The following is a 2,094-nucleotide window of genomic DNA, read 5'->3' as shown; positions in this document are numbered from 1 at the left end:
CGTCGTCCGCCTCCCACCGACCGGACGCGCCGCCACCGACGCCGTTCCCGCCACTGCTTCCGCCTCCGCCTCCGCCTCCGATTCTGCCTCCGCCTCCGCCGACGATTCTGCTTCCGGCTCCGCTCCCGGCGAGCTCGCTCCCGGCGACGTGGCGGGGCTCGCGCGGCGGTTCGCCGACGCCTGTGACGGGCCGGTGGACCTGGTCCTCGACCCGCTCTACGGCGTCCCCGCCGCGGCGGCGGCCAGGACGCTGCGGCCGGGCGGGCGGCTGGTCAACCTCGGGAGCGCGGCGGCGGAGACGTGCCCGCTCGACTCCTCCACCCTGCGCAGCCGGTCCCTTCGCATCCTCGGCTACACCAACAACGAGCTCTCCCGGGAGCGGCGGGCGGCGGCCGTCACTTACGTCGCCGAGCAGTCGGCGGCAGGCCGGCTCTCCGTGACCCACGAGGTGGCGCCGCTGAAGCAGGCCCCACAGGCCTGGGAGCGCCAGGCATCTGGCACCGCCGACGGGCGCATCGTCCTGGCCTTCGGCTGACGCGCCCTCTGGCGTGACGGCGTCAGCTGCCCGACGGCGTGAGGACGAGCCGGCCGAACACCTCGCCGGCGGCCATCTTCCGGTGCGCCGTCGCGGCCTGCTCCAGGGGCAGCACCTCGTGCACCACCGACTCCAGCACGTCGTGGCCCGCCGCGGCGAGCAGGCCGGCGGTCGCGGCGCGCCGGTCGTCGTGCGGCACGGAGTCGGCGCTGAAGACCGCGAACGACAGCGACTTACGGAACGCCGCGAACAGCTCCATGCCGAAGTCCACCGGCGGGAAGCCCGCGACCGCGCCGACGACCACCAGGCGGCCGTTCGGGTTGAGCTTGGCGAAGAGCGACGGCATGCCCGCGCCGGCGACGATGTCGATGATGACGTCGTACGCTGCCGGCGCGCTGTCGTCCCCTTCGCCGGAACGGTCCAGCACATGGGTCGCGCCGAGCTTGCGCAGCCGCTCGCCCCGCTCGGCCGACGACGTCGTGACCGCCACCGCGCCGGCGCCGTCACGGGCCGCGAGCTGGACCGCCATGACCCCGATGCCGCCGGCCGCGCCGCGTACCAGCACGGACTCGCCGGGAACGAAGCGGGCATGGCGGAGCGCGAAGTGAGCCACCATGCCGGAGCTCCCGAGTGTCACCGCGTCGGCGGCGGACATGTCCGCGGGGAGCGGGACGAGCGCCGAGGCCGGGGCGACGGCCTGCTCCACGTAGCCGCCGCCCTCGCCGGTGAACGCCCACACGCGCCGGCCGACCCAGGACGGGTCCACACCGTCGCCCGCGGCGGTCACGGTGCCCGCGATCTCGCCGCCCGGGATGTGGCCTTCCTGGTAGCCGTACCCGGCCAGAGCACCGCTGAGGATCATGGCGTCGACACCGCCGACGCCGATCGCCTCGGTGGCGATCAGCACCTGGCCCGCGGCGGGGCTCGGGTGGGGCACGTCGATGACCGCGAGTCCTTCCGGGCCGCCGAACTTCTGGATGGCAACTGCCTTCATCGTCGTCTCCTTACAAGGTCGAAGCCCTGAGGACACTAGTGGACGCCCCCGTCCGCTTGGCTAAAGTGAGAACGGTGGACGACCGTTTGACTCACAAGCTGCGCTCCGACGCCCTCGACAACCGCGAACGCATCCTCGACGCCGCCCGCGCGGTCTTCGCCGCCGAGGGCCTGCACGTGCCGATGCGGGAGATCGCGCGCCGCGCCGGGGTCGGGCCCGCCACCCTCTACCGGCGGTTCCCGACCAAGGAGCTGCTGGCCACGGAGGCGTTCGCGGACCAGATGCGCGCCTGCGAGGTCATCGTCGCCGAAGGGCTGGCCGACCCCGATCCGTGGCACGGTTTCTGCCACGTGATCGAGCGGATCTGTGAGCTGCACGCCCGCGACCGGGGCTTCACGGCGGCCTTCATGGCCACGTTCCCTGGCGCGATCGACTTCGCGACGAGCCGGGCGCACACGCTCGACGCGGTCGCCGAGCTCGCGCGCCGGGCCAAGGCCACCGGGAAACTGCGCCCCGACTTCGTGCTGGACGATCTCATTCTCGTCCTCATGGCCAACAACGGCCT

General features: G+C 73.4%; 3 protein-coding genes. 2 read left to right on the top strand and 1 reads right to left on the bottom strand.

The features are described from left to right. A partial coding sequence (locus ABFX54_RS56400) for a zinc-binding dehydrogenase (protein WP_346115574.1) occupies positions 1–535 on the top strand: 535 nt, incomplete at its 5' end. Positions 536–557: 22 nt separating this feature from the next. On the opposite strand, the gene ABFX54_RS56395 is transcribed toward ABFX54_RS56400, so the two are convergent. Then, positions 558–1,529, bottom strand: coding sequence for a zinc-binding dehydrogenase (locus tag ABFX54_RS56395; protein WP_346115573.1), 972 nt, complete (start codon positions 1,527–1,529; stop codon positions 558–560). 74 nt (positions 1,530–1,603) lie between these two features. Between ABFX54_RS56395 and ABFX54_RS56390 the strand changes: the two genes are divergently transcribed. Then, on the top strand, positions 1,604–2,094 hold a 491-nt coding region (locus ABFX54_RS56390; RefSeq protein WP_346115572.1), incomplete at its 3' end, for a TetR/AcrR family transcriptional regulator.

This window comes from Nonomuraea maheshkhaliensis (assembly GCF_039529435.1).
GTDB lineage: Bacteria > Actinomycetota > Actinomycetes > Streptosporangiales > Streptosporangiaceae > Nonomuraea > Nonomuraea maheshkhaliensis.
This window is presented reverse-complemented; position numbering and strand designations above follow the sequence as displayed.